The sequence below is a fragment of the Gryllotalpicola koreensis genome, assembly GCF_039538185.1.
Lineage (GTDB): Bacteria > Actinomycetota > Actinomycetes > Actinomycetales > Microbacteriaceae > Gryllotalpicola > Gryllotalpicola koreensis.
In genome coordinates, this window is record NZ_BAABBW010000006.1 from 51,587 (window position 1) to 74,625 (window position 23,039).

General features: G+C 69.0%; 24 protein-coding genes. 18 read left to right on the forward strand and 6 right to left on the reverse strand.

The genetic code is table 11. From position 1 onward, the window contains the following. Positions 1-101 precede the first annotated feature (101 nt). The 4 genes from lysA (at position 102) to thrB (ending at position 4,970) form a co-directional block, all read left to right on the forward strand. Positions 102-1,508 (forward strand): diaminopimelate decarboxylase, encoded by a 1,407-nt coding sequence (lysA, locus tag ABD708_RS17400; protein WP_344756844.1) that lies wholly within the window; start codon positions 102-104, stop codon positions 1,506-1,508. Further along, on the forward strand, positions 1,505-2,833 hold the full coding sequence (locus ABD708_RS17405) for a homoserine dehydrogenase (RefSeq protein WP_344756846.1): 1,329 nt from the start codon (positions 1,505-1,507) through the stop codon (positions 2,831-2,833). The genes lysA and ABD708_RS17405 overlap by 4 nt, the downstream gene beginning before the upstream one ends. Positions 2,834-2,838: 5 nt before the next feature. Then, positions 2,839-3,933: a threonine synthase gene (gene thrC / locus ABD708_RS17410; RefSeq protein WP_344756848.1), complete on the forward strand. Its 1,095-nt coding sequence runs from the start codon at positions 2,839-2,841 to the stop codon at positions 3,931-3,933. An 83-nt stretch (positions 3,934-4,016) separates the two neighbouring features. Continuing rightward, positions 4,017-4,970 (forward strand): homoserine kinase, encoded by a 954-nt coding sequence (gene thrB / locus ABD708_RS17415; RefSeq protein WP_344757180.1) that lies wholly within the window; start codon positions 4,017-4,019, stop codon positions 4,968-4,970. Here thrB and ABD708_RS17420 read toward each other — a convergent pair. Genes ABD708_RS17420 through ABD708_RS17435 form a run of 4 tightly spaced genes read right to left on the reverse strand, consistent with a single transcriptional unit; the run spans position 4,965 to position 6,751 of the window. Continuing rightward, positions 4,965-5,249 carry a hypothetical protein gene (locus ABD708_RS17420; RefSeq protein WP_344756850.1) on the reverse strand — a complete coding sequence of 95 codons (285 nt, stop codon included), beginning with the start codon at positions 5,247-5,249 and terminating at the stop codon, positions 4,965-4,967. The two genes, thrB and ABD708_RS17420, sit on opposite strands and share 6 nt — an antisense overlap. Then, entirely contained in the window at positions 5,246-5,731 is a 486-nt protein-coding gene (locus ABD708_RS17425; protein WP_344756852.1) for a DUF2269 family protein, read from the reverse strand. The genes ABD708_RS17420 and ABD708_RS17425 overlap by 4 nt, the downstream gene beginning before the upstream one ends. After that, positions 5,728-6,045 (reverse strand): hypothetical protein, encoded by a 318-nt coding sequence (locus ABD708_RS17430; protein WP_344756854.1) that lies wholly within the window; start codon positions 6,043-6,045, stop codon positions 5,728-5,730. Before ABD708_RS17430 ends, ABD708_RS17425 begins: the two co-directional genes overlap by 4 nt. Before the next feature lie 46 nt (positions 6,046-6,091). Next, complete coding sequence (locus tag ABD708_RS17435) at positions 6,092-6,751, reverse strand: DJ-1/PfpI family protein (protein WP_344756856.1); 660 nt, start codon at positions 6,749-6,751, stop codon at positions 6,092-6,094. A 122-nt stretch (positions 6,752-6,873) separates the two neighbouring features. Here ABD708_RS17435 and ABD708_RS17440 point away from each other — a divergent pair, with 122 nt between their 5' ends. The 3 genes from ABD708_RS17440 (at position 6,874) to prfA (ending at position 11,207) form a co-directional block, all read left to right on the forward strand. Continuing rightward, positions 6,874-7,821, forward strand: coding sequence for a GlxA family transcriptional regulator (locus ABD708_RS17440; protein WP_344756858.1), 948 nt, complete (start codon positions 6,874-6,876; stop codon positions 7,819-7,821). 273 nt (positions 7,822-8,094) lie between these two features. Beyond that, positions 8,095-10,125 (forward strand): transcription termination factor Rho, encoded by a 2,031-nt coding sequence (gene rho, locus ABD708_RS17445; protein ID WP_344756860.1) that lies wholly within the window; start codon positions 8,095-8,097, stop codon positions 10,123-10,125. Continuing rightward, positions 10,125-11,207: a peptide chain release factor 1 gene (gene prfA, locus ABD708_RS17450; RefSeq protein WP_344756862.1), complete on the forward strand. Its 1,083-nt coding sequence runs from the start codon at positions 10,125-10,127 to the stop codon at positions 11,205-11,207. Before rho ends, prfA begins: the two co-directional genes overlap by 1 nt. Before the next feature lie 113 nt (positions 11,208-11,320). Here prfA and cysE read toward each other — a convergent pair whose 3' ends face one another. Next, the gene (cysE, locus tag ABD708_RS17455; RefSeq protein ID WP_344756864.1) at positions 11,321-11,857 is read right to left on the reverse strand and encodes a serine O-acetyltransferase; all 537 of its coding nucleotides are present in this window, start codon (positions 11,855-11,857) and stop codon (positions 11,321-11,323) included. A 1-nt stretch (position 11,858) separates the two neighbouring features. After that, positions 11,859-12,803 (reverse strand): cysteine synthase A, encoded by a 945-nt coding sequence (cysK, locus tag ABD708_RS17460; protein WP_344756866.1) that lies wholly within the window; start codon positions 12,801-12,803, stop codon positions 11,859-11,861. A 25-nt stretch (positions 12,804-12,828) separates the two neighbouring features. Between cysK and prmC the strand changes: the two genes are divergently transcribed. The 11 genes from prmC to atpD all read left to right on the forward strand — a co-directional run bounded on the left by prmC (position 12,829) and on the right by atpD (position 23,036). After that, positions 12,829-13,707, forward strand: coding sequence for a peptide chain release factor N(5)-glutamine methyltransferase (gene prmC / locus ABD708_RS17465; RefSeq protein ID WP_344756868.1), 879 nt, complete (start codon positions 12,829-12,831; stop codon positions 13,705-13,707). Between the two features lie 58 nt (positions 13,708-13,765). Next, positions 13,766-14,554, forward strand: coding sequence for an L-threonylcarbamoyladenylate synthase (locus tag ABD708_RS17470; RefSeq protein ID WP_344756870.1), 789 nt, complete (start codon positions 13,766-13,768; stop codon positions 14,552-14,554). 6 nt (positions 14,555-14,560) lie between these two features. Next, positions 14,561-15,811 carry an MraY family glycosyltransferase gene (locus tag ABD708_RS17475; RefSeq protein ID WP_344756872.1) on the forward strand — a complete coding sequence of 417 codons (1,251 nt, stop codon included), beginning with the start codon at positions 14,561-14,563 and terminating at the stop codon, positions 15,809-15,811. Continuing rightward, positions 15,808-16,281, forward strand: coding sequence for a Cg1360 family ATP-synthase-associated protein (locus ABD708_RS17480; protein WP_344756874.1), 474 nt, complete (start codon positions 15,808-15,810; stop codon positions 16,279-16,281). Before ABD708_RS17475 ends, ABD708_RS17480 begins: the two co-directional genes overlap by 4 nt. Before the next feature lie 203 nt (positions 16,282-16,484). Further along, on the forward strand, positions 16,485-17,282 hold the full coding sequence (gene atpB, locus ABD708_RS17485) for a F0F1 ATP synthase subunit A (protein ID WP_344756876.1): 798 nt from the start codon (positions 16,485-16,487) through the stop codon (positions 17,280-17,282). Between the two features lie 46 nt (positions 17,283-17,328). Then, entirely contained in the window at positions 17,329-17,553 is a 225-nt protein-coding gene (atpE, locus tag ABD708_RS17490) for an ATP synthase F0 subunit C (protein ID WP_344756880.1), read from the forward strand. Between the two features lie 31 nt (positions 17,554-17,584). After that, entirely contained in the window at positions 17,585-18,142 is a 558-nt protein-coding gene (locus ABD708_RS17495; protein WP_344756882.1) for a F0F1 ATP synthase subunit B, read from the forward strand. Then, positions 18,142-18,936 carry a F0F1 ATP synthase subunit delta gene (locus ABD708_RS17500; protein ID WP_344756884.1) on the forward strand — a complete coding sequence of 265 codons (795 nt, stop codon included), beginning with the start codon at positions 18,142-18,144 and terminating at the stop codon, positions 18,934-18,936. The genes ABD708_RS17495 and ABD708_RS17500 overlap by 1 nt, the downstream gene beginning before the upstream one ends. Before the next feature lie 47 nt (positions 18,937-18,983). Then, entirely contained in the window at positions 18,984-20,618 is a 1,635-nt protein-coding gene (atpA, locus tag ABD708_RS17505) for a F0F1 ATP synthase subunit alpha (RefSeq protein ID WP_344756886.1), read from the forward strand. 2 nt (positions 20,619-20,620) lie between these two features. Next, positions 20,621-21,523 carry a F0F1 ATP synthase subunit gamma gene (locus ABD708_RS17510; RefSeq protein ID WP_344756888.1) on the forward strand — a complete coding sequence of 301 codons (903 nt, stop codon included), beginning with the start codon at positions 20,621-20,623 and terminating at the stop codon, positions 21,521-21,523. Positions 21,524-21,563: 40 nt separating this feature from the next. Further along, complete coding sequence (gene atpD / locus ABD708_RS17515; RefSeq protein ID WP_344756890.1) at positions 21,564-23,036, forward strand: F0F1 ATP synthase subunit beta; 1,473 nt, start codon at positions 21,564-21,566, stop codon at positions 23,034-23,036. Positions 23,037-23,039: the final 3 nt, after the last annotated feature.

The window sequence follows — 23,039 nt, forward strand, 5'->3', positions numbered from 1 at the left end:
TCGGCGACGGCGCTGGCATGGAAGCGCCCCATCATGAAGTCCTGAGCGCCCAGGCGAGGCCGATAAACTCGATCGGAATCCCCGAACGACAGAGGACACCCGTGGCCACCAACCCCCTGGCGCCGAGCTGGCTCGCCGTTCCCGACGACGCGAACGAACTGCCCGCCGCGATCTGGCCGGCGAGCACGAGCCGCGATCCCGACGGCGTCGTCAGCATCGGGGGAGTGCGCGCGACCGACTTGAAGGCGCAGTTCGGCACCCCGCTCTATGTGATCGATGAGACGGATGCCAAGGCCCGAGCCGCCCGCACCCTGGCCGCCTTCGCCGCCGCCGCGGAAGCCGCCGGCACCACGGTGACCGTCTACTACGCGGGCAAGGCGTTCCTGTCGACCGAGATCGCCCGCTGGGTCACCGAGGCCGGCCTCAACGTCGACACGTGCAGCGCGGGCGAGCTCGCCGTCGCGCTCGCCGCAGGCGTGGATGCCGCGCGCCTCGGCCTGCACGGCAACAACAAGTCCCTCACCGAGATCGACCGCGCGGTGAGCGTGGGGCTCGGCACGATCGTCATCGACTCTGAGCAGGAAATCGAGCGGGTAGCCGAGGCCGCGACGCGCCACGGCCGCCGCCAGCGGGTGCGCCTGCGCGTCAACTCGGGCGTGCACGCGCACACCCACGATTTCCTCGCGACCGCCCACGAGGACCAGAAGTTCGGTCTGCCGCTCGAGCAGGTGGAGCGCATCGTGGCAGGCATCCGTGCCCACGATTCGCTCGACTTCGTGGGCCTGCACTGCCATATCGGCTCGCAGATCTTCGGGTCTGACGGGTTCGCGGAATCCGCCCGCCGCCTGCTCGCCATGCACGCGCGCCTGCTCGACGGCGGCCCCGTTCCGGAGCTGAACCTCGGCGGCGGCTTCGGCATCGCCTACACGACGGCCGACGACCCGACGCCGATCGACGAGCTCGCCGCCCACATCGTCAGCACCGTCGCCGAAACCTGCGCCGAGCTCGGCATCCCGGTGCCCCACCTGGCCTTCGAGCCTGGCCGCTCGATCATCGGCACCCCGGGCGTCACGCTCTACGAGCTCGGCACGACCAAGCCCGTCGAGGTCGCTCTGCCCGCCGAGCAGGGCGGCACGGCCACGCGGCTGTACGCGAGCGTCGACGGCGGCATGAGCGACAACGCCCGGTACGCGCTCTATCAGGCCGACTACAGCGTGCGGCTGGTGTCGAGGCGATCGGATGCCGCACCGGCGCTCGTCCGCATCGCGGGCAAACACTGCGAGTCCGGCGACATCATCGTCGACGCCGACTACCTGCCCGGCGACCTCGTTCCCGGCGACCTACTGGCCGTCCCGGCGACCGGCGCGTACTGCTTCTCCCTGTCGAGTCGCTACAACTACCTGCCGCGCCCGGCTGTCGTCGCCGTGCGCGACGGGGCCGCCCGTCTGATCGTGCGCGGCGAGACGGAGGAAGACCTTCTTTCCCACGACGCTGGAGTGAGCCTGTGATCGAATACCGAACGCTGCGGATCGCGCTGCTCGGCGGCGGCACCGTCGGCGCGCAGGTCGCGCGGCTGCTGCTCGAGAACGGCGACGAGCTGTCGAGCCGCATCGGAGCGCGCGTCGAGCTCGCGGGCATCGCGGTGCGCGACCTCGACAAGAAGCGCGACGCGGCCCTGCCGCGCGAGCTGTTCACGACGGATGCCGAACAGCTGATCCTCGGCGCCGACATCGTCGTCGAGCTGATGGGCGGCATCGAGCCCGCGCGCGAGCTGATCATCAAGGCGCTGAACTCGGGCGCCGACGTCGTCACGGGCAACAAGCAGCTGCTCGCGACGCACGGCACCGAGCTGTTCGACCTGGCCGGCCAAGTCGGCGCGCAGCTGTACTACGAGGCGGCGGTCGGCGGGGCGATCCCGATCATCCGGCCGCTGCGCGACAGCCTCGCCGGCGACTCGGTCACCCGCATCCTCGGCATCGTGAACGGCACCACGAACTTCGTCCTCGACCGCATGGATACGGGCGGCGACGAGCTCGGCGACGCCCTCGCCGTGGCCACCGAGCTGGGCTACGCAGAGGCCGACCCGACCGCCGACATCGGCGGCTACGACGCGGCCGCCAAGGCGGCGCTGCTCGCGGGGCTCGCCTTCCACACCAACGTGCCGCTCGACGCCGTCTACCGCGAAGGCATCGAAGACGTCACGAAGGAGCAGGTCGACCTCGCCCGCAGCATGGGCTATGTCGTCAAGCTGCTCGCGATCTGCGAGCGCATCGCCGACCCGGCCACCGGCGAGGCCGCGGTGTCGGCGCGCGTCTACCCCGCGCTCGTGCCGCACCGGCATCCGCTCGCCGCGGTGCACGGCGTGAACAACGCCGTGTTCGTGCAGGCCGAGGCCGCGGGCGACCTCATGTTCTACGGCGCCGGCGCGGGCGGCATCCAGACCGCGTCCGCCGTGCTCGGCGACGTCGTCTCGGCGGCGCGTCGACACGTGGCGGGCGGCCCCGGCGTCGCGGAATCCACGCACGCCGACCTGCCCGTGCTGCCCGTCTCGGCCGCCGTGACGCGTTACCACGTGACGCTGCACGTCGCCGACCAGCCCGGCGTGCTCGCCGAGATCGCCCGCATCTTCGCCGAGAACGGCGCGTCGATCGAGACCGTCGTGCAGTCGTCGGCCGGGGCGGCAGGCACGGCGGGCGAGAAGCCGCCGACGGCTACCCTGGTCATCGGAACCCATGCAGCCCTCGAGGCGTCGCTCGCCGCGACCGTCGAGGCTCTGCGCGCCAGCGCGGCGGTCACCTCGATCGCCCACGTGCTGCGGATCGAAGGAGCGTAAAGCAAGTGGCCCATCAGTGGCAGGGAGTCCTGCACGAGTACCGCGACCGCCTCGATGTGACGGATGCCACCCCGATCGTCACCCTCGGCGAGGGCGGCACGCCTCTGATCGAGGCCCCGGCGCTCTCGAAGCGCACGGGCGCCCGCGTGTACATCAAGTACGAGGGCATGAACCCGACGGGCTCCTTCAAGGACCGCGGCATGACGATGGCGATCTCGAAGGCCGTCGAGGCCGGCGCGAAGGCCGTCATCTGCGCCTCGACCGGTAACACCTCGGCATCGGCGGCCGCCTACGCCGCCCACGCGGGCATCAAGGCCGTCGTGCTCATCCCCGAGGGGAAGATCGCGCTCGGGAAGCTCAGCCAGGCGATCGTGCACGACGCCGAGATCGTGCAGCTCACGGGCAACTTCGACGACTGCCTCGACGTCGCGCGCGAGCTCGCCGCCGAGTACCCCGTGCACCTCGTCAACTCGGTCAACAACGACCGCATCGAGGGCCAGAAGACGGCGGCCTTCGAGATCGTCGAGCGCCTCGGCGACGCCCCCGACTTCCACTTCATCCCCGTCGGCAACGCCGGCAACTACACCGCGTACACCCGCGGCTTCGTCGAGGAGCTTGAGCGCGGCGCGACGACCAAGCTGCCCCGCATGTACGGCTTCCAGGCCGCCGGCTCGGCCCCGATCGTGCTCGGCCACCCCGTGAAGGACCCTGAGACGGTCGCCTCCGCGATCCGCATCGGCAACCCGGCCTCGTGGGGCCTCGCGCTCGAGGCGCGCGACAGGACCAACGGCTACTTCGGCGCCATCGATGACGAGACGATCCTCGCGGCGCAGAAGCTGCTCGCGGCCGAGGTCGGTGTCTTCGTCGAGCCCGCGAGCGCCATCGGTGTCGCCGGGCTGCTCGAGCGGGCCGCCGCCGGCGCGATCCCCGAGGGCTCGGTCGTGACGATCACCGTCACGGGCCACGGCCTCAAGGACCCGCAGTGGGCCCTGCGCCAGGCCGACGGATCCGAGGTGCAGCCGACCGTCGTCGAGGTCTCGGCCGACGCCGTCGCCGGCGCGATCGGCCTCGAGAAGGCGCCCGTCGGAGCCGCTGTATGAATTCGGAGTCGGCGGTTCCCGCCGACGCAGGCTCCGCCGCGTCATCGCGCAAGATGACCTCCGGGGCCGACCCCGGCGGAATGATGCCCAGGCCGGCGATCCCGGTCGGCCGCCGTGTGCACGTGCGCGTGCCCGCCACCACGGCCAACCTGGGTCCCGGCTTCGACACCCTCGGCCTCGCGCTGTCGCTCTATGACGAGATCGACGCGACCGTCTCGGGGACGCCCGGCGTGCGCGTCACGGTCAGGGGCGTGGGCTCGGACGGCTCCGTTCCGACGGATGCCTCGAATCTCGTGGCATCCGTCATTCTCGATGTGCTGAGCCGCAAAGGCGCGATGGTGCCCGGCCTCGACATCGTCGCGCACAACGCGATCCCGCACGGCCGAGGCCTCGGCTCATCGGGCGCCGCGATCGTCGGCGGCATCATGGCGGCCAAGGGGCTGCTCGAGGGCATCGTCGAGCTCGGCTCGGCCGAGCTGCTCGCGATCGCGACCGAGCTTGAGGGGCATCCGGACAACGTCGCCCCCGCCCTCTTCGGCGGGCTCACGATCGCCTGGCTCGAGCCGAGCGGCCCGCAGCACAAGAAGCTCAACGTGCACCGCGGCGTCTCGCCGGTCGTATTCGTGCCGGCGCACACCGTGCCGACGAAGCTCGCACGCTCGCTGCAGCCCGCGCAGGTCCCTCACGAAGACGCGGTGTTCAATCTGTCACGGTCGGCACTGCTGATCGCGGCGCTCATCCAGAGCCCCGAGCTGCTGCTTTCGGCCACCGAGGACAAGCTGCACCAGGACTACCGCGCCGCCGCCATGCCCGACACGCACGCGCTCGTGCGCCTGCTGCGCGACGCGGGCTTTCCGGCCGTCGTCTCGGGCGCGGGGCCGAGCGTACTCGTGCTCTGCGAGCGGCCGGCCGATCGGCTGGCCGCAGCCGAGCTGGTCGCGGCGACATCGCCCGTGCCGTGGGAGACGCTCATGCTCGCGGTTGACTTCAAGGGCGCGACGGTGGCTCAGGGAACCGCATCCGTGCCTGCCCTATAGCTCGTCGCCTGGGAAGCGTCGGGCCGTCTCCGTTGGGGACGCGACGCGGGCTGCGAGAAGGCCTCCGATTCCCGGGACGAGCGACCACAGCCAGACGCGGTGATGCCCACCGCTGACGAGGGCAGCCACAATGACCGTGCCGGTATATGCGAGCCCGTGGAGCGGTCCGAGCAGGTGCGACACCGCCGGCAGGTGGACGGTGGCGAGGTTCGCGAGCATCAGTGCGAGCGTGATGAGCTCCGCAGTGCCGACGATTTGCAGGATGCGCCGCGGGTTCACAGCCCGACGCCCGTCGTCGATCCGGGGCGGTAGATCATGAGGACGACCACGATCACCCAGAGCAGGTTGAACACGCCCGTCAGCATTCCGAGTCGGCGTGTGATCCCGTCGAGTGCCGGGTCGCGCAGTCCGTCCGCACCGGCATCGAGCGCCTGGATCACGCGTGTTTGATTCGGCAGGATGAGGACGATCAGGAGTGCCGCGGCCATGGCGGTGAGGATCATGGAGACGATCAGCCAGGTGTCGCCGAGAGCGCCGTTGCTGGCGCCGGTGGCGATGCCGAATACGGGCACAAGCACGCCAATGACTGCGTAGACCCGCGTGATCTGATGCAGGATGTGCGCGGCGGCGCCGGCTTTCAGGTCATCGGGTGCCGCAAGCCCGATGCGAGCGAATCGCGGGAACATGCTCGCGGCGATGGAGACAGGACCGATGGCGAGGATGGCGGCCAGCACATGGACCGAGAGCAGGAAGGCGCTCATGCGTGCGCTCGTTCGCCGGTGACGCGGCTGCGTGGCAGTCGTCCGGCGCGGGACTCGCCGACCAGGGTGTCGCCGGTGACGATGACGTCGTACTCAAGATTGAGGCGGAGCGGTCTCGTTATCCGCTGCCGCCAGGTGACGCGTTCGCCCTCTGCGCCGTCCGTGACGGCGATGTCCGTGAGCGGTGTGGTCTCTCCATTGCCTCGTGCGCTGCCGCAGAGCACCCCGTCGTCCTCTTCGAAGCGGTACTCGGCCTCGATGGTCCCGACAGGGGTTTTCATACGCAGCAACCAGGTTCCGGTGATGGCGCTCATTCGTCTTGTCTCTTTCCGTTCGTTGGGTGAGCGTGGATGCGTCTGGTCAGGCCGCCGCCGGTCGTTCGGTTCGCACGGTGACGCCGCGTCGTTCGTACTCGAACAGCTCCTCGACCGCGTGTGCGGTCGTCGAGCCGAAATCGCGTTCGAGCAGATACAGGGCGACGTCGAGTCCTGAGGTGACGCCGCCGCCGCTGATGAGGTCGCCGTCGTCCACCACGCGCGCACGAACGGCATTCACCCCGGTGGCATCGAGCATGTCGATGCCGAGGACGTGGGTGGTTGCGGTGCGGCCTTCGATCAGGTCGGCCATCGCGAGAGCGAGCGAGCCCCCGCAGTACGCCGCAACGGTGACCTCCGAGTCGTCGAGTGCGCGAGCGATCAGCGGCATGGCCTCGCTCGCGGCGAATCTGGCCAGGAGCACGGGGATGGTCTCGTCCCCGGCGTCCGGGTCGCCGTCGACGGGACCGACCGCTCCGGGGACGAGGATGTAGCCGGGGGCATGGGGGTCGAGGGCGGCAGTCGCCGTGAGCGCGATCTGGGGGAGTCCGGATTGCACGGGACCTGGGCCGGCCGCGCTCACCAACTCGACGGACAGGGCACCGGCGAGGACATCGCTGCCTGCGACGAGGGCCTCGAACGGGGCGATGACGTCGAGGGGGTCGAATCCGTCGAAGAGCACGAACTGGGCGCGGAGCTGAGGCATGGGGGATTCCTGTTCATTGAGGGGTCGTTCTCATCCTCTGGCCGAGCAGGCGTACGCCGCGACGGCTATATAGACGACTTATGCCTGAATCTAGACACCGATATTCGTTCTAAAATTCACGGATGTACACGGTCGCTGTGCTCGCTCTTCCAGATGCGATTGCGTTCGATATGGCCACGGCCATCGAAACGTTCGGGCGCGTTCGCCTGCCGGACGGAAGGCCCGGCTACCGGCTTCTCGTCGCCGGCCAGGAACCGTCAGTTCAGGCGGGGCCGCTGCGGTTGGCGATCGATGAGGGGCTGAACGCACTCGATCGCGCCGATCTCATCGTCGTGCCGGGCAGGAACGATCCGTTCGCGCCGGCGTCGCCTGAGGTCCTTGCCGCATTGCAAGCCGCTGCGGGGCGGAAGACGCGGATCGCGTCCATCTGCGTGGGCGCGTTCAGCCTCGCAGAGGCCGGCTTGCTCGACGGTCGGGACGCGACGACCCATTGGCTCGTCGCGGACGAGTTCGCATCCAGGTATCCGGCTATTCGTCTCAATGCCGACGTGCTCTACACGGACAGTGGCGACATCCTCACCTCGGCGGGCGCGGCATCCGGACTCGATCTGTGCCTGCACATCGTCGAGCGCGATTACGGAACTGCCATCGCGGCGGATGCGGCCCGCTTGGCCGTCGCCCCGCTGCACCGGCCAGGAGGGCAAGCGCAGTACATTGTTCGGAATCGCCCGCCGTCTCGAACGACCCTCGGGCGGACGCTCGCCTGGATCGAGGCCAACGCGCACCGCAATCTCGCGCTCGCGGACATCGCAGAAGCGGCGGGCATGAGCGCGCGCACCCTGACCCGTCGGTTCAAGGATGAGACGGGGCAGAGCCCCATGCAGTGGGTCAGCGGCGTGCGACTCCGCCATGCACAGGAACTGCTGGAGACAACCGATCACACGGTGGACCGGATCGCTGCACAGACCGGATTCCCCAGCACAAGCAACTTCCGGGCGCAGTTCGGTCAGGTCCTCGGCGTGACGCCAGGTGCATATCGCAGGGTGTTCCGCGCACAGACTGTTGCATGACGGATGCTGACTCGCGGGCGCTCTGCGCTCGCGCGCGTGGCGCATCGGGTGCCCACCCGTGGGTGTTAGGATAGGGCGCATCACCCACCGAAGTCCCGGCTCGCCGGCGAATCGGAATCTGCGGGTGAATCAGAAACACGTACGCCTCGCAATCGAGTTGATCCAACCCGAGTCCTACCCAGCGGCGAAACGTTCCGCCGCGCAACAGAGTCGATGCGAGTGCTTTCCCGATGTGGCCCTCATGCGCCCTTCGGAGATAGGAATCCCTGACAAGTGACTGATCTGATCAGCGCCGAATCCGCTGACGTCGACCTCAACTCGCTGCGCGTTCCGCAGTTGCAGGCCCTCGCGACCCAGCTCGGCATCGCCGGCGGCGCGAAGCTGCGCAAGGGCGAGCTCATTGCGGCCATTGACGCAGCGCGCGGCGCCGCCTCAGACGCCGTGGTCGAGGCCATCGAGACGGATTCCGCAACGGAGGCGCCCGTCGTCGAGACGCCGGCGGAGCCTGCCGTCGAGCTGCCGCTCGAGCTTCCCCAGGCAGACTCTCCTGCCGAGCAGGCGCCGACCGTCGCCGAGACGGCGGAGCCTACCGAGGCGACCGAGCCCGAGGCATCCACCCGCCCCGCGCGCCGCTCCCGTCGCGCCTCCACCGGCGGCGCCGTCACGGCGGCCGCCGGCCACGTGAACGCGGGCCAGACCGGTGTCGAGTCGCTGCTTTCCGCGCTCGACGCGGTCGCCGAGCAGCGCCAGGCGGGCCGCGGCGAGCCGCCCGCTCAGTCCGAGGCGGCAGAGGGCGAGGCATCTGCCGACTCCTCCGACGAGAACGGCCAGCAGGGTGGCGAGGGCGAAGGCGGCCGCGGCCGCCGCAACCGCCGCAACCGGAACCGCAACCGCGCCGACCGCGAGAACAACGGCCAGAGCAACGGCGGCCAGAGCGGCGAGCAGCAGCCCGCCAAAGAGGCAGACAAGCCCGAGGCCCAGCAGGGCGGCCAGAACGGCCAGGGCAACAACAACCAGAACAAGCAGGACGGCGAGCAGGGCGAGGGCGGCCGTCGCAGCCGCTACCGCGACCGCAAGCGCCGCGGTGCCCCCGGCGGCGACGACGCCGAGATCGAGCTGAGCGAAGACGACGTGCTGATCCCCGTCGCCGGCATCCTCGACGTCCTCGACAACTACGCCTTCGTGCGCACCACCGGCTACCTCGCGGGGGCGAGCGACGTCTACGTCTCGCTCGGCCAGGTCAAGAAGTACGGCCTGCGCAAGGGCGACGCCGTCGTCGGCGCGATCCGCCAGCCGCGCGAGAACGAGAACAACTCCCGCCAGAAGTACAACGCACTCGTGCGCGTCGACTCGATCAACGGCCAGACCGTCGACGAGGCGGCGAGCCGTGTCGAGTTCGGCAAGCTCACCCCGCTCTACCCGCAGGAGCGCCTGCGCCTCGAGACGGTGCCCGAGAAGCTGACCCAGCGCATCATCGACCTGGTCGCCCCGATCGGGAAGGGGCAGCGCGGCCTCATCGTCGCACCGCCCAAGGCCGGCAAGACGATCGTGCTGCAGCAGATCGCGAACGCGATCACGACGAACAACCCCGAGGTCCACCTCATGGTCGTGCTCGTCGACGAGCGGCCCGAAGAGGTCACCGACATGCAGCGCACGGTGAAGGGCGAGGTCATCGCCTCGACCTTCGACCGCCCCGCCGAGGACCACACGACGGTCGCCGAGCTCGCCATCGAGCGCGCCAAGCGCCTCGTCGAGCTCGGCCACGACGTCGTCGTGCTGCTCGACTCGATCACGCGACTCGGCCGTGCGTACAACGTCTCCGCCCCGGCATCCGGTCGCATCCTGTCCGGCGGCGTCGACGCCTCCGCGCTGTACCCGCCCAAGCGCTTCTTCGGCGCCGCGCGCAACATCGAGCACGGCGGCTCGCTCACGATCCTCGCGACCGCGCTCGTCGAGACCGGATCCAAGATGGACGAGGTCATCTTCGAGGAGTTCAAGGGCACCGGTAACAGCGAGCTGCGCCTCTCGCGCCAGCTCGCCGACAAGCGCATCTTCCCGGCCGTCGACGTGAACGCGTCGTCCACGCGCCGCGAGGAGATGCTGCTCTCGCCCGACGAGGTCAAGATCACCTGGAAGCTGCGCCGTGCCCTCGCGGGCCTCGACCAGCAGCAGGCGCTCGAGGTCGTGCTCGGCAAGCTGAAGGAGACCTCGTCGAACGTGGAGTTCCTCGTGCAGATGCAGAAGTCGATCCCGACCTCTGGCGGCAACGGGCACTCGCACGGCAACGAGAACAACCACCGCTGATGTTCGAGTCGGTCTCAGGACTGCTCGAGGAATTCAGCGATCTCGAGCAGCAGCTCGCCGACCCGGCCCTGCACGCCGATGCGGCGCGCGCCAAGAAGGTCAACCGCCGCTACGCCGAGCTCTCGCAGATCAAGAAGGCCTACGAGGACTGGCAGCAGTCGGTGGACGATCTGGATGCCGCACGCGAGCTCGCCCGCGAGGACGAGGCCTTCGCCGAGGAGATCCCCGGCCTCGAGGAGAAGCAGACCGCCGCGCAGGAGAAGCTGCGGCGCCTGCTGATCCCGCGCGATCCCGACGACGGCCGCGACGTGATCCTCGAGATCAAAGGCGGCGCCGGCGGTGAGGAGGCCGCGCTCTTCGCGGCCGATCTGCTGCGCATGTACGTGCACTACGCGGATTCGAAGGGCTGGAAGTCCGAGATCCTCGAGGCGGATGCCACCGACCTCGGCGGCTACACGAACGTGCAGGTCGCGATCAAGTCGAACGCGACCGACCCCGCGGACGGCGTCTGGGCGCACCTCAAGTACGAGGGCGGCGTGCACCGCGTGCAGCGCGTTCCGGCGACCGAGTCACAGGGCCGCATCCAGACCTCGACCGCCGGCGTGCTCGTCTTCCCTGAGGTCGACGAGCCCGAGGAGATCGAGATCGCGGCGAACGACATCCGGGTGGACGTCTTCCGCTCGTCCGGCCCCGGCGGCCAGTCGGTGAACACGACCGACTCGGCCGTGCGCATCACGCACCTGCCGACCGGCATCGTCGTGTCGATGCAGAACGAGAAGTCGCAGATCCAGAACCGCGAGGCCGCGATGCGCGTGCTGCGGGCCCGGCTGCTCGCGAAGCAGCAGGAGGAGCTGGATGCCGCGGCATCCGATGCCCGTAAATCGCAGGTGCGCTCGATGGACCGCAGCGAGCGGATCCGCACCTACAACTTCCCCGAGAACCGCATCGCCGACCACCGCACCGGCTACAAGGCCTACAACCTCGACCAGGTCATGAACGGTGCGCTCGACCCGGTGGTGGAGTCCGCGATCCAGGCCGACGAGGAGGCCCGCCTCGCCGCCCTCGGCGACACCGAGGCGTAAGGCACACCGCTCCGATCGTTGAGGAGCATGCATAGGCGTGCGTCTCGAAACGATGAGCGGAAGCAGACGGATGCCTCGCGCCGAGGCGGCTCACGGCATCCGTCTGACTCCCGCTATACCCGCTCGCTGCGGTTGATCGCCGGAACGCCCGTGAGCACCGAGTGCTCGGGGAAGTCGTGGGTGACGACGGCGTTGGCGCCGATCTGGCTGTGGGAGCCGATCGAGATGTCGCCGATGAGCTTCGCCCCCGCGCCGATCACGACGTCGCTGCCGATCGTCGGGTGACGCTTGTCATTGCTGCCGCGCTTATTCCCGCCGAGCGTCACGCCGTGGTAGATCAGCACGTCATCGCCCACGACCGCCGTCTCGCCGATCACGACAGCCATGCCGTGGTCGATCACCACCCGGCGGCCGATGACGGCCCCTGGGTGGATCTCGACGCCGGTCACCGAGCGGGCGAGCTGTGACAGCAGACGCGCCGGCAGCTTCAATCCGGGGGACCGCCACCAGCGGTGCGCGAGGCGGTACGCCCAGATCGCGTGCATGCCGGAGTACGCGAGGACGATCTCGGCGGCGTTGCGCGCGGCCGGGTCGCGGCGCTTGACCGCTGCGATGTCCTCGCGCAGCGCACGAAGGGGGTGCGCGGGCACCTTAGGCGTCGGCCTCGGCGAGGTGCTTGTACAGCGCGGTCGAGAAGTAGCGCTCGCCCGTGTCTGGCACGACGGCGACGATCGTCTTGCCGGCGAACTCCGGGCGCTTGGCGAGCTGGGTCGCGGCGTACACGGCCGCACCGGAGGAGATGCCGGCGAACACGCCCTCCTCCGCCGCGAGGCGGCGCGCGGTCGCGATCGCGTCGTCGCTCGGCACGGGGAGCACCTCGTCGTAGACCTCGGTGTCGAGCACCTCCGGCACGAATCCCGCGCCGATGCCCTGGATCTTGTGCGGGCCGTGCGCCCCGCCGCGCAGGATCTCGGTCTCGGCCGGCTCGACCGCGACGATGCGGATGCCGGGGTTCTTCTCCTTGAGGAAGCGGCCCGCACCGGTAATGGTGCCGCCCGTGCCGATGCCGGCGACGAACACGTCGACGTTGCCGCCGGTCGCGTCCCAGATCTCGGGGCCCGTGGTGGTGTAGTGGATGGTCGGGTTCGCCTGGTTCTCGAACTGGCGGGCCCAGATCGCGCCCTCGGTCGCCGCCACGATCTCCTGCACCTTGGCGATCGACGCCTTGATGCCCTCAGCACCGGGCGTGAGCACCACCTCGGCGCCGAAGGCGCGCAGGATCAGCCGGCGCTCGACGCTCATCGTGTCGGGCATGACGAGGATCGTCTTGTAGCCGCGGGCCGCGCCGACCATCGCGAGTCCGATGCCGGTGTTGCCGCTCGTCGCCTCGACGATGGTGCCGCCCTCGGCCAGGGCGCCGTCGGCCTCGGCCGCGTCGACGATCGCGACCGCGATGCGGTCCTTCACGCTGGATGCCGGGTTGAAGAACTCGAGCTTCGCGAGCACGGTCGCGGGGGCGTCGTCGGTGACGCGGTTCAGCTTGACGAGGGGCGTTCCGCCCACTGCCTTGGTGATGTCAGAAAGAATCTCGGCCATGGGGAAAGCCTATTGTTGCGGGGGTATGAACACGACGCCCGTTACGATCCGAGCTTTGCTCAGCGAGGTCACCGCTCAGCTTTCCGCGGCAGATGTGCCCACCCCCGGCATCGACGCCGCCCTGCTCATCGGATTTGTGACGGATGCCTCCCGCGGGCGCGTGCAGGCGATGGCCCTGACGGATGCCCAGGCCGAGGCTTCTATCGTCGATCGCGTCCGCGAGCTCGCCGCCCGCCGCGCCGCGCGCGAGCCGCTGCAGCACATCACGGGAACCGCCGCGTTCCGCTCGCTCGAGCTCGCGGTCGGGCCCGGCGTGTTCGTCCCGCGGCCTGAGACCGAGCATGTCGCCCAGTTCGCGATCGACGCGTTGCGCCAGGCCGCCTCGCCCGAGCCGCTCGCCGTCGACCTGGGCTCCGGAAGCGGCGCGATCGCGCTGTCGCTCGCCGTCGAGGTGCCGCACGCGCGGGTGTTCGCCGTCGAGAAATCGCCGGAGGCACTGCCGTGGACCCGGCGCAACTTCGCGGCATCCGGTGCCGCCAACGCGACGCTTATCGAAGGCGACCTCGCCGACCCGGCCGTGCTGTCGCAGCTCGATGGCCGCGTCGACGTCGTGATCTCGAACCCGCCTTACGTTCCTGACGAGGCGATTCCCCGCGACCCAGAGGTGCGTCTGTTCGACCCCGCGATGGCGCTCTACGGCGGCCCCGACGGGCTCGACCTCGTGCGCGCGCTGTCGCGCACCGCGCTGCGACTCGCGCACCCCGGGGCGCTGCTCGTGATCGAGCACGGCGAGCTGCAGGGGGAGGCGATCAGGGCGCTGCTCGCGGCGGACGGCTGGCGCGCGGCATCCACCCATCCCGATCTGACCGGCCGCGACCGCGCGACGACGGCGCTGCGACCCTGAACTCAACTCCACCGCGCGCACAGAGGATGCAGGGGGCGGTGGATAGACTTCAGGCGTCATGCCCTCGATCTACGACTGCTCCGACCCCGACGAGCTGCTCACCGGCACGCGCCTCGCCCGCCAGGCGCTCGGCCGTGGTGAGCTCGTCGTGATCCCCACCGACACGGTCTACGGGGTGGCTGCCGACGCCTTCAACGCCGCCGCGGTGCAGCGGCTGCTCGACGCGAAGGGCCGCGGCCGCCAGTCGCCGCCGCCCGTGCTGATCCCCGACCTCAAGACGCTCGATGCGCTCGCGGCGAACGTGCCCGACGAGGCGCGACAGCTGGCCGAGGCGTTCTGGCCCGGCGGCCTCACGATCGTCTTCAGCGCCCAGCCGTCGCTCGTCTGGGATCTCGGCGAGACGCACGGCACCGTCGCCCTGCGCATGCCCGACCACAAGCTCACCCTCGAGCTGCTCGGCGAGACCGGACCACTCGCGGTCTCGAGCGCCAACAAGACGGGCCTCGCCGCCGCCAAGACGGCCGCCGCCGCCGAGGAGATGCTCGGCGAGTCGATCGCCGTCTACCTCGACGCGGGCCTTGCCGGCGCCGCCTACGACGGCGTGGCCGAGTCCGGTGCCAGCGAGTCCTCGACGATCATCGACGTCACGGGCCTCGCCGACGGCAGCGGAGTACGGATTCTGCGCCAGGGCGTCGTCTCGGCCGACGAGCTGCGTGCCGTCATCGGCGACAAGCTGCAGACGGCTGAGCAGGTCCAGGCCGCGTCCGGCGCTGAGGGCGCTGAGCAGGCTGTGCCTGCGAAGGCGGAGCCCTCCCCAGAGTCTGCGCCCTCCGACCCGGAGGACTGACGCCCCATGACCCTCCTCGCGCTGCTCGGTCTCTTCACCGCGCTCGTGACCTTCGGGCTGTCGTGGGCGGTCTACCGCTTCGCCCTGCGCTTCAAGCTCTACCCGGCGATCCGCGAGCGCGACGTGCACACCCGCCCGACGCCCCGCCTCGGCGGGGTCGCGATGTTCCTCGGCGTGCTCATCGCCTTCGGCGCCGCCTGGCTGTTCTCCGCGCGCTTCGCGCTGCTGCAGATCGTCTTCAACGACCCGAAGCCCGTGCTCGGCATCCTCGGCGGCAGCCTGCTGATCGTCGTGATCGGCGTCGTCGACGACCTCGTCGACCTGGACTGGATGACCAAGCTCGCCGGCCAGATGGTCGCCGCGGGCCTCGTCGCCTGGTCGGGCGTGCAGATCCTCTCTCTGCCGCTCGGCGGCCTCACGGTCTGGTCGCCGCTGACCAGTGTGATCATCACGGTCATCGTGGTCGTGCTCACCATGAACGCGATCAACTTCATCGACGGCCTCGACGGGCTCGTCGTCGGCGTCGCGATCATCGCGAACTGCGTGTTCCTCGTGTACACCTACTCGATCACGGTGCGCACGAGCCCGCTGAACTACTTCTCCCTGGCATCCGTCATCACCGCGATCCTGATCGGCGCCTGCGTCGGATTCCTGCCGCTCAACTGGCACCCGGCGCGCATGTTCATGGGCGATGCAGGCGCGCTGCTCGTCGGCCTGCTGATGGCCGCCAGCGCTGTGACGGTGACGGGCCAGTTCGACCCGTCCACGCTGCAGCACGTCGTCGGCCGCACCCACCTCGTGTCCGCGTTCCTGCCGATCGTGCTGCCGCTCGCCGTGTTGATCGTCCCGTTCCTCGATTTCGGCCTCGCGGTGATCCGGCGCGTGAACGCGGGCCGCTCGCCCATGGCGGCCGACCGCAAGCACCTGCACCACCGCCTGCTCGACATGGGGCACTCGCACTTCCACGCCGTGCTGATCTTCTACGCCTGGACGGCGGTGGTCTCGATCGGCATGCTGCTGTTCTCGTTCGCGCCCGTCGTTCCCGTCTGGGTCGCGATCGTGTTCGTCGTCGTCGGCCTGATCGCGTGCACCGCGGTCACGCTCGCGCCGCTCGGCCGCCGCCGCGCCGTCATGGCGGCGGAGTCGCACGGCGTCGAGCCCGAGGCGAGGATCACGGATGCCGCGCCGAGCAGCCCCGTCCTGACTCCGGTCACGCTGCCGGACGAGACCGACCGCGCCCGCAAGGAGGCCTCATGACCGCCCCGCGCCCCCAGCTCGCCGTCAATCGTGTGATGCGCACCGCCCTCAAGTGGGACGCGATCATCGTCGCCGCCATCGCCGTGGTCGCCGTCGTGGTCGGCCTGCTGGTCGCTGGGGGAGTGGGCGTGACGAGCGCGCTCATCGGCGCCGCGATGGGGCTCGTGTTCCTCGGCATCACCGCCGCCAGCATCCTGTTCGCCAATCGCTGGGCCGGCGGCGAGCTGTTCGCTGCGATCTTCTTCGCGATCGTGCTCGGCGGCTGGATCCTCAAGTTCGTCGTGTTCATCGTGATCGCGGTGCTGCTGCGGCACCAGCCGTGGATCAACAGCTACGTGCTCTTCCTGTCCATCATCGCGGGCGTGATCGGCTCGCTCGTCGTGGACGTCGTCGTCGTGCTGCGCAGCCGGATTCCGATCGCGGTCGCGCCCGGTGTCCGCGGCTCGTCCGATTCGGGCGAGAAAGAATAGGACCAGGCTCACGAAATCGCGAGATGTCCGCGCCGATTACCAGCCGATTGATTAGACGCTGCCCGAAACTCTTGTAGAGTGATTCCGATCCCCTTGCCTGCTCCGCGGCGCACACCGCGCAGGGCTCGGCTGTATAACTCCATCGTCGCCTTTCATCGGGCGCTCGGTGCCTGAATCAGGAGATAGCGCTGTTCAGTAACGCTGTGAACCTGTTGGTTTCCGCCTCGGCCAACGACGGTCAGTTCCACGGCCCTTCCATCGACGAGTTCTTCCCGGGTCCGGTGCTCTTCGGGGGCACGGTGTTCGAGATGAACCGCGTGATGCTGGTCCGCGTCGTCGCCACGATCGCGCTCATCGTCCTCTTCTGGATCGGCACGCGCTCGATGAAGCTCGTGCCCACGCGCTTCCAGTCGGTCGTTGAGATGGGGCTCGACTTCATCCGCGTCGGCGTCGTCGAGGACCTGCTCGGCAAGAAGGACGGCCGCCGCTTCTTCCCGCTGATCGCCTCGATCTTCTTCTTCGTCCTGTTCATGAACATCACGGGCGTCATCCCGTTCATGAACATCGCGGGCTCCTCCGTGATCGGTGTTCCGCTGCTGCTCGCCGCCGTGTCATATGTGGCGTTCATCTACGCAGGTGTTCGCAAGGGAACGGGCCACTTCTTCAAGAACTCGCTCTTCCCCGCCGGCGTGCCGTGGCCGCTGTACATCATCGTGACCCCGATCGAGTTCATCTCGACGTTCATCGTGCGCCCCGTCACGCTGACCCTGCGACTGCTGATGAACATGATCGTCGGCCACCTGCTGCTGGTGCTGTTCTTCACCGCGACGACCTTCTTCTTCATCGAGGGACCGGTCGCGTTCAAGGCCTTCGGCCTCGGCACCCTCGCCTTCGGCTTCGCGTTCCAGCTCTTCGAGGTGCTGGTCGCCCTGCTGCAGGCCTACGTCTTCGCGATCCTCACCACTGTCTACATTCAGTTGGCAGTGGCGGACGAGCACTAACCGGGCCGGCAACCGCCGTCTCGATCACGGAAGGAAAACACACACAGTGGACATCGCTGCTATCTCCGGCAACATCGCCACCGTCGGTTACGGCCTCGCGGCCATCGGCCCGGCCATCGGCGTGGGCATCGTCGTCGGCAAGACGATCGAGGGCGTCGCACGCCAGCCCGAGCTCGCCTCGCGCCTGCAGGTCCTGATGTGGATCGGTATCGCGTTCACCGAGGCGCTCGCGTTCATCGGCATCGCGACGTACTTCATCTTCACCAACTAGTTCCGTCCGCACCGAGCAATAAGGAGGCGTGATGGTTCACGCAGTCGTAGCGGCGGCGGAGACGACCAACCACAACCCGCTCATCCCGGAGTGGTCCGACCTGATCTGGGCGGCGCTGTGCTTCGTCGTCGTGGTCGTGTTCTTCGTGTGGAAGTTCATCCCGAGCTTCACGAAGCTGCTCGACGACCGCGCCGCGGCGATCGAGGGCAACATCGCGAAGGCCGACGAGGCGCAGAACAAGGCGGAGGCGCTGCTCGAGCAGTACACGGCGCAGCTGGCGGATGCCCGGAGCGAGGCCGCTGCCATCAAGGAGCAGGCCCGTGAAGAGGGCAAGCGCATCGTGGCAGAGCAGAAGGAGCAGGCGACCGTCGAGGCCGCCCGCGTGACCGCCAACGCGCAGGCGCAGATCGAGGCCGAGCGCAAGCAGGCCGCCGCGCAGCTGCGCGGCGAGGTCGGCACCCTGGCGATCGACCTGGCCTCCGGTGTCATCGGCGAGTCCCTCAAGGACGACGCGAAGGCGGCGGGCATCGTCGACCGCTTCCTGGCCGAGCTCGAGGCGAGCGACGGCAAGGCGGGGGCGCAGGCCTGATGGGCAGTGCCACCCGCGAAGCGCTGACCGCCGTGCGAGACACCCTCGCGCAGCAGGGCGGCGCTGCCGACCTCGGCGTCGCAGAAGAGCTGTTCTCCCTGGCGCGCCTGCTCGGCTCGTCGGTGCAGCTGCGCAATGCCGTCGCCGACCCCTCGGCCGAAGCCGCGGAGAAGGGCGCGCTCGTCGAGCGCGCCTTCAGCGGCAAGGTCTCCGCCCCGGCCCTCGCCGTGCTCAGCACCGCGGCGCAGCAGCGCTGGTCAGAGCCGGGCGACATCATCGACGGCCTGGAAGAGGCGGGCGTGCGGGCGATCGCCCAGAGCGCGCCCGGTTCCCTCTCGATCAGCGACGAGCTGTTCGAGGTGGGCCGCGCCGTGGCAAGTGACGCCCAGCTCGAGCTCGCCCTGCGCAGCAAGCTCGCCGACCCGGCGGCCAAGGTCGGCGTGGTCGACCGCCTGCTGGCCGGCAAGGTCTCCGGCCAGACGGTCGCGATCGTGCGACAGCTCGTCGCCGACCCGCGCGGCCGCGGCATCCGCGAGTCCCTGCGCTGGGCGCAGCAGACCGTCGCCGACCAGAAGCAGGCCGTGCTCGCGACCGTGACCAGCGCTCAGCCGTTGTCCGCCGCCCAGCTCGACCGCCTGCGCGGTGTGCTCGCGAAGCGCTACGACAAGGCGATCGCCTTCAACACGGTCGTCGACCCCCAGCTCATCGGCGGCCTGCGTGTGCGGGTCGGCGACGACGTCATCGACTCGAGCATCGCCACACGCCTCTCCGACGTGCGGCTCCAGCTCGCATAACCGGTCTTCACACTGAGGCCAGCCGCCTCGCTATCAAAAGGAACAACATGGCAGACATCTCCATCAGCCCCGACGAGATCCGGGACGCGCTGAAGGACTTCGTCACGTCGTACGAGCCCAGCAAGGCGACCGCCACCGAGGTCGGCCATGTGCTCGACGCCGCTGACGGCATCGCTCACGTCGAGGGGCTTCCGGGCGTCATGGCGAACGAGCTCGTCCGCTTCGCGGACGGCACCCTCGGCCTCGCGCTGAACCTCGACGAGAACGAGATCGGCGTCGTCGTGCTCGGCGAGTTCGCCGGCATCGAAGAGGGCCAGGAAGTCACCCGCACCGGCGAGGTGCTCTCCGTCGGCATCGGCGACGGCTACCTCGGCCGCGTCGTCGACCCGCTGGGCAACCCGATCGACGGCCTCGGCGAGATCGCCACGGAGGGCCGGCGCGCACTCGAGCTGCAGGCGCCCGGCGTCATGCAGCGCAAGTCGGTGCACGAGCCCATGCAGACCGGCATCAAGGCGATCGACGCCATGATCCCGATCGGCCGCGGCCAGCGCCAGCTGATCATCGGCGACCGCCAGACCGGCAAGACCGCCATCGCGATCGACACGATCATCAACCAGAAGGACAACTGGGCGACGGGCGACCCCGACAAGCAGGTGCGCTGCATCTACGTCGCGATCGGCCAGAAGGGCTCGACCATCGCCTCGGTGAAGGGCGCCCTCGAAGAGGCCGGCGCGATGGAGTACACGACCATCGTCGCGGCCCCCGCCTCCGACCCGGCCGGCTTCAAGTACCTCGCCCCCTACACCGGCTCGGCCATCGGCCAGCACTGGATGTACGGCGGCAAGCACGTCCTGATCATCTTCGACGACCTCACCAAGCAGGCCGAGGCCTACCGCGCCGTGTCGCTGCTGCTGCGCCGCCCGCCGGGCCGCGAGGCGTACCCCGGTGACGTCTTCTACCTGCACTCGCGCCTGCTCGAGCGCTGCGCGAAGCTGTCCGACGAGCTGGGCCACGGCTCGATGACCGGCCTGCCGATCATCGAGACGAAGGCGAACGACGTCTCGGCGTACATCCCGACCAACGTGATCTCGATCACCGACGGCCAGATCTTCCTGCAGTCCGACCTGTTCAACGCGAACCAGCGCCCCGCGGTCGACGTGGGCATCTCGGTCTCGCGCGTCGGCGGCGACGCGCAGCTGAAGCACATCAAGAAGGTCTCGGGCACCCTGAAGCTCGAGCTCGCCCAGTATCGCTCGCTGCAGGCGTTCGCGATGTTCGCATCGGACCTCGATGCGGCCTCGCGCCGTCAGCTCGAGCGCGGTGCGCGCCTGACCGAGCTGCTGCGTCAGCCGCAGTACTCGCCGTACCCCGTCGAGGAGCAGGTCGTCTCGATCTGGGCCGGCACGAACGGCAAGCTCGACGACATCGAGGTGGAGGACATCCTGCGCTTCGAGAGCGAGCTGCTCGACCACCTGCGTCGCAACACCAAGGTGCTCGACACGCTGCGCGAGTCCGGCCAGCTCTCCGATGAGACGGTGTCCGAGATCTCGTCCGAGATCGACAAGTTCAAGCTCGAGTTCCAGACCGGCAAGGGCCAGCCGCTGGCCGCACCCGGCACGGAGCAGCACGACGCCCTTGAGGCCGAGGCTGTCGAGCAGGAGAAGATCCCCGGGGGCCGGTAGGCGTGGGAGCCCAACTCCGCATCTACCGGTCGAAGATCCGGTCGGCGCAGACGACGAAGAAGATCACCCGCGCGATGGAGCTCATCAGCGCGAGCCGCATCGCGAAGGCGCTCGCGCGCGTGAACGAGGCCGGTCCGTACACCAACGAGATCTCCAAGGCGGTCTCCCTCGTCGCCCACCGCTCGAACGTGAAGCATGTGCTCACGACCGAGCCGGAGTCGATCAAGCGGGCCCTGATCGTGGTCTACACCTCCGACCGCGGCCTCGCGGGGGCGTTCAACTCGCAGGTGATCCGGCAGGCGCTGCAGCTCGAGCAGCTGCTCGTCGAGCAGGGCAAAGAGGTCGTGTGGTACCTCGTCGGCCGCAAGGCCGTCGGCTACTTCGCGTTCCGCCGCCGCGAGTACCTCGAGAGCTGGACGGGCGACACCGACCAGCCCTCGTTCGAGCTCGCGAAGGAGATCAGCGACAAGCTCATCGAGCTGTTCATCCGCGACGAGTCCGAGGGCGGGGTGAACGAGATCCACGGCGTGTTCAACCAGTTTGTGAGCTCGATCACCCAGACCCCGCGTGTGCGCCGCCTGCTGCCCCTGGAGATCCAGGGCAAGCTCGAGGACGAGGACGTGCCGGATGCCGAAGGCGTGCCGCCGCTCTACGAGTTCGAGCCCGACGCCGAGACGGTGCTCGACCGGCTGCTGCCGGCCTACATCGAGAGCCGGGTGTTCTACGCCCTGCTGCAGTCGGCCGCGTCGAAGCACGCCGCGACGCAGAAGGCGATGAAGTCGGCATCCGATAATGCCGACAAGCTGATCACCAACTACACGCGCCTCGCCAACAACGCACGCCAGGCCGAGATCACGCAGCAGATCTCCGAGATCGTCGGCGGCGCCGACGCTCTCGCCTCCTGACGCCACAGGCTGTTCGAGAGACAGACAGAGAGAGACAACAATGACCATCACCGCCGAGACCCCCGGCGCCGCAGCCGAGAAGACGCCCGGCGTCGGCCGCGTTGCGCGCGTCACCGGTCCCGTCGTGGACATCGAGTTCCCCCACGACGCGATCCCCGAGGTGTACAACGCCCTCAAGACCACCATCGCCTTCTCCGGCGACGAAGAGGAGGCGCGTGAGATCACGCTCGAGGTCGCCCAGCACCTCGGCGACGACCTCGTGCGCGCCATCTCGCTGAAGCCGACCGACGGCATCATCCGCGGCCAGGAGGTGCGCGACACCGGCGCCCCCATCTCCGTGCCCGTCGGCGACGTGACCAAGGGCCGCGTCTTCGATGTGACCGGCGAGATCCTGAACGGCGAGCCCGGCGAGAAGATCGAGATCACCGAGCGCTGGCCGATCCACCGCAAGGCGCCGTCGTTCGATCAGCTCGAGTCGAAGACCACCATGTTCGAGACGGGCATCAAGGTCATCGACCTGCTCACCCCGTACGTGCAGGGCGGCAAGATCGGCCTGTTCGGCGGTGCGGGCGTCGGTAAGACCGTCCTCATCCAGGAGATGATCCAGCGCGTCGCGCAGGACCACGGCGGTGTGTCGGTGTTCGCCGGTGTCGGCGAGCGCACCCGTGAGGGCAACGACCTCATCCACGAGATGGAGGAGGCCGGCGTCTTCGACAAGACCGCCCTCGTGTTCGGCCAGATGGACGAGCCGCCGGGGACCCGTCTGCGCGTCGCCCTCTCGGCGCTGACCATGGCCGAGTACTTCCGCGATGTGCAGAAGCAGGACGTGCTGCTGTTCATCGACAACATCTTCCGTTTCACGCAGGCGGGCTCCGAGGTGTCGACGCTGCTCGGCCGCATGCCCTCCGCGGTGGGCTATCAGCCGAACCTCGCCGACGAGATGGGTGTGCTCCAGGAGCGCATCACCTCGACGCGCGGCCACTCGATCACCTCGCTGCAGGCGATCTATGTGCCGGCCGACGACTACACCGACCCGGCCCCGGCGACCACCTTCGCGCACCTCGACGCGACCACCGAACTCTCGCGTGAGATCGCCTCGCAGGGTCTGTACCCCGCGGTCGACCCGCTGGCCTCGACGAGCCGCATCCTCGACCCGCGCTACATCGGCGAGGACCACTACCGCGTGGCCACCACCGTGAAGCAGATCCTGCAGAAGAACAAGGAACTGCAGGAGATCATCGCGATCCTCGGTGTCGATGAGCTCTCCGAAGAGGACAAGATCACGGTCGAGCGTGCTCGCCGCATCCAGCAGTTCCTCTCGCAGAACACCTACATGGCGAAGAAGTTCACCGGTGTCGAGGGCTCCACGGTCCCCATCAAGGAGACCATCGAGTCGTTCGACGCGATCGCCAAGGGCGAGTTCGACCACGTCGCCGTCCAGGCGTTCTTCAACGTCGGCGCCATCTCCGACGTCGAGGAGAAGTGGGCGCAGATCCAGAAGGAGAACGCGTAGGCC

What these genes read in the sequence shown, in the direction of transcription:
- prmC (WP_344756868.1), top strand. Translation starts at nt 12,829, where the DNA reads ATGAACACGACGCCCGTTACGATCCGAGCTTTGCTCAGCGAGGTCACC.
- atpA (WP_344756886.1), top strand. Translation starts at nt 18,984, where the DNA reads ATGGCAGACATCTCCATCAGCCCCGACGAGATCCGGGACGCGCTGAAG.
- ABD708_RS17425 (WP_344756852.1), bottom strand. Translation starts at nt 5,731, where the DNA reads ATGAGCGCCTTCCTGCTCTCGGTCCATGTGCTGGCCGCCATCCTCGCC.
- atpD (WP_344756890.1), top strand. Translation starts at nt 21,564, where the DNA reads ATGACCATCACCGCCGAGACCCCCGGCGCCGCAGCCGAGAAGACGCCC.
- prfA (WP_344756862.1), top strand. Translation starts at nt 10,125, where the DNA reads ATGTTCGAGTCGGTCTCAGGACTGCTCGAGGAATTCAGCGATCTCGAG.
- ABD708_RS17495 (WP_344756882.1), top strand. Translation starts at nt 17,585, where the DNA reads ATGGTTCACGCAGTCGTAGCGGCGGCGGAGACGACCAACCACAACCCG.
- cysK (WP_344756866.1), bottom strand. Translation starts at nt 12,803, where the DNA reads ATGGCCGAGATTCTTTCTGACATCACCAAGGCAGTGGGCGGAACGCCC.
- ABD708_RS17475 (WP_344756872.1), top strand. Translation starts at nt 14,561, where the DNA reads ATGACCCTCCTCGCGCTGCTCGGTCTCTTCACCGCGCTCGTGACCTTC.
- thrB (WP_344757180.1), top strand. Translation starts at nt 4,017, where the DNA reads ATGCCCAGGCCGGCGATCCCGGTCGGCCGCCGTGTGCACGTGCGCGTG.
- ABD708_RS17500 (WP_344756884.1), top strand. Translation starts at nt 18,142, where the DNA reads ATGGGCAGTGCCACCCGCGAAGCGCTGACCGCCGTGCGAGACACCCTC.
- ABD708_RS17440 (WP_344756858.1), top strand. Translation starts at nt 6,874, where the DNA reads ATGTACACGGTCGCTGTGCTCGCTCTTCCAGATGCGATTGCGTTCGAT.
- ABD708_RS17430 (WP_344756854.1), bottom strand. Translation starts at nt 6,045, where the DNA reads ATGAGCGCCATCACCGGAACCTGGTTGCTGCGTATGAAAACCCCTGTC.
- ABD708_RS17470 (WP_344756870.1), top strand. Translation starts at nt 13,766, where the DNA reads ATGCCCTCGATCTACGACTGCTCCGACCCCGACGAGCTGCTCACCGGC.
- ABD708_RS17480 (WP_344756874.1), top strand. Translation starts at nt 15,808, where the DNA reads ATGACCGCCCCGCGCCCCCAGCTCGCCGTCAATCGTGTGATGCGCACC.
- ABD708_RS17435 (WP_344756856.1), bottom strand. Translation starts at nt 6,751, where the DNA reads ATGCCTCAGCTCCGCGCCCAGTTCGTGCTCTTCGACGGATTCGACCCC.